The following is a 3,178-nucleotide window of genomic DNA, read 5'->3' as shown; positions in this document are numbered from 1 at the left end:
GTAGGGTTCTCTTGTGCCTTTGTTTACGATATCGTCAATCAAAACACCAATGTAGCCATCGGAACGCTGCAAAATCAGAGGTTCTTTCCCCTGAATATAATGCACCGCATTGATGCCGCCAATCAACCCCTGGGCCGCCGCTTCTTCATAGCCGCTGGAACCGTTAAACTGACCTGCACTGAACAGACCGGGGAAATCCTTGAATTCCAGAGACAATTTCAGCTGTGTCGCATCGATGCAGTCATATTCGATGGCATAGGCAAAACGGGTGATTTCGCAGTTTTCCAAGCCGGGGATGGTGCGATACATTTCGATCTGCACATCCTCAGGCAGAGAGGAGCTCATGCCCTGAATGTACATTTCTTCCGTATTTTCCCCTTCGGGCTCCACGAAAAGCTGATGTCTTTCCTTATCAGCAAAGCGAACGATTTTGTCCTCGATGGAAGGGCAATAACGGGGGCCTGTCCCTTCGATGACGCCGCCAAACATGGGAGAACGATGCAGATTATCACGGATGACCTGATGGGTTTTTTCATTGGTATAGGTCAGCCAGCAAAGGGCCTGTTCTCTGGCGATATCCTCAGGCTTATTTTCAAAGGAAAAAGGCACGATATCTTCATCGCCATACTGGGGCTGCATTTTGCTGAAATCCAGAGAATTTCTGTTCATTCTGGCAGGGGTGCCTGTCTTGAAACGGAACAGATCGATGCCCATTTCCATCAGTCTCGCAGACAGCTTTGTGGCAGGCATCAGGTTGTTGGGGCCGCTTTCTGTAATATGTTCGCCAGTCAGGCAGCGTGCCTTCATGTAGGTACCCATACACAGAACAACCGCTTTACAGTTGAAAATGGCACCGGCAGCCGTTACCACACCGCTGACCTTGCCGTCTTCCATTAAAATATCCACGATTTCCGCCTGTTTGATTTTTAAGTTGGGTGTGTTTTCCAGACGATGCTTCATTTCCACCTGATAAGCGATCTTATCGGCCTGGGCCCGCAGGGAATAGACCGCAGGGCCTTTGCCTGTGTTCAGCATTTTTGTCTGGATGTATGTTTTGTCGATGACCTTGCCCATTTCGCCGCCCAAAGCGTCTACCTCACGCACCAGATGCCCCTTGGAACTGCCCCCGATAGAAGGGTTGCAGGGCATCATGGCGATGCTGTCTAAAGAAATGGCAAACATCACCGTATTCATGCCAAGGCGGGCCGCCGCAAGGGCCGCTTCACAGCCGGCATGACCGCCGCCGATCACGGCAACGTCAATGGTTTCTGCTTGATACATATGTGATTCCTCATTTCTATAAAGGATAATTGCTTAAATTTGTACTAACACTTTATTTTACAGGAAAAACGCCGAAAAAACAAGACCGAGGGGCTTTGCCCCGCGGCCTTATCTGCATTTTATTGATACAATTCTGTTCTTCTCAGATTTGTATAAGGTTTTCTGTTTCTTGTTTCTGTGGCACCTGCCATATCCACTTCCGCATACAGAATCATTTCGGAATCATCGGCCAGGGCAGTAGTCTTGCCGTTGTAATCGGAAACGATGGATTCCCCGGAGAAATCCATTTCATCCTCCAGACCCACGCGGTTGCACATCACCACATTGACTACGCTCTGGAATGCCTGAATCTTCATTTCCCACTGGAACAGCTCGGAAGGTTCATCCTTCGTATTGGCTGTAGGTACGATAATCAATTCCGCACCGTTCAGGGCAGAAGTGCGGATGCTTTCGGGATAATGTCTGTCGAAGCATACCACGATACCCACCTTGCCGAATTTCGTATCAAACACCTGAAAACTTTCTTCGGAGGGTGTGTAATAATCCTGTTCATAGAATTTTTCCGCCTGGGCGATATGCACCATCTTCTGCTTGCCGATAATTTCGCCGTTATCATCCACCAGCAGGCTCATATCATAACGCTTGCCGTTTTCTTCAATATAAAAATTGGGAGAAGCATAAATCTTGTTTTCCTTGCAGGCGTTGCAAACACCCTGCACATAGGGGCTGTCCAGATGCAGTACATAATCATCCACATTTTTCCCTTCATACTGAGGGAAGAAAGGTGTCAGCTGTACTTCAGGGAAGCAAACCAGGTCTGCGCCATTTTTCGACGCTTCTTCGATCATCGCAACAGATTTTTTATAGTTCGCTTCCATATCGGGAGCCATTTTCATCTGCGCCAATGCAATTTTCATATTCACACATCTCCAATCTTTTGTATCAATTATTTACCTAAGCAGAATTTTGTAAAGATACGGTCGATAATTTCATCATCGCTGGTATCCCCTGTGATTTCACCCAGGGCTCTGTTTGCATCCTGCAAATCCAGAGAAATGAAATCCTCTGGCATGCGCATGGTGATGGTCTCCATGCAATGCTCCATGGCCTCTTTCGCCCGGTAGAGGGCATCTTTATGACGGGTATTCCCCAGCAGAGCATCATCCGCACTTGCCGCATGGCCATCCAGGAACATATTCTTCAACGCATCGATCAGGGCATCAAAGCCTTTGTTTTTCTTTACGGAAATAAACAGGATCTGTTCTTTTGGAATATAATTTTCCAGTTCCTCCAGAGACAGTTTCTGCTCCAAGTCTACTTTATTTAATAATACGATGGTTTTCTTATCTTTAATAAAGGACAGAATTTCCTTGTCCTCATCCTCCAGAGGACGGGAGCCATCCAGCATCATGATGACCAGATCGGCTTTTTCCGCATAGGCCTTGGATTTTTCCACGCCCATCCGTTCCACCATGTCACCTGTTTCACGAATCCCTGCCGTATCCACGATTTTGATGGGGATGCCGTCGATATTCAGATATTCTTCCACCGTATCCCTTGTCGTGCCGGGGATATCTGTTACGATAGCACGGTCTTCCTCCAACAGCCAGTTCAGCAGAGAGGATTTTCCCACGTTAGGCTTACCAACGATAACCGTCTGCAGACCATCACGGATGATCTTGCCTCTGTCTGCACCTTCCAGCAGTTTTTCCATGGTCGCCAGAAGCTTTGTGGCGCCTTTTTCCATGTTGCCGTAGGTCTCATCTTCCACATCATAGTCAGGATAGTCGATGACCGCTTCGATGGATGCGATCATATCCAGAATTTCATAACGCATTTCCCGTACGGCTGTTTTCAGTCTGCCTTCCAGCTGATTCACCGCCGCCTGACGGGAAAG

3 protein-coding genes are annotated in these 3,178 nt (G+C 47.9%); all 3 read right to left on the bottom strand.

All coding sequences use genetic code 11. The annotated features are described in order from the left end of the window. Positions 1-1,281 (bottom strand): tRNA uridine-5-carboxymethylaminomethyl(34) synthesis enzyme MnmG (gene mnmG / locus IJ369_RS09600; protein ID WP_290718504.1); only part of this gene is annotated, 1,281 nt, incomplete at its 3' end. 119 nt (positions 1,282-1,400) lie between these two features. After that, the gene (locus IJ369_RS09595) at positions 1,401-2,198 is read right to left on the bottom strand and encodes a carbon-nitrogen hydrolase family protein (protein ID WP_290718502.1); all 798 of its coding nucleotides are present in this window, start codon (positions 2,196-2,198) and stop codon (positions 1,401-1,403) included. Positions 2,199-2,227: 29 nt separating this feature from the next. Further along, positions 2,228-3,178, bottom strand: a 951-nt coding sequence (mnmE, locus tag IJ369_RS09590) for a tRNA uridine-5-carboxymethylaminomethyl(34) synthesis GTPase MnmE (RefSeq protein WP_290718500.1), incomplete at its 5' end; no start/stop codon positions are given.

The sequence above is a fragment of the Anaerotignum sp. genome (assembly GCF_017483025.1).
In the GTDB taxonomy this organism is placed as follows: domain Bacteria; phylum Bacillota; class Clostridia; order Lachnospirales; family Anaerotignaceae; genus Anaerotignum_A.
Note: the sequence above shows the minus strand (reverse complement) of the source record. Positions and strands in the feature narration are given on the sequence as shown.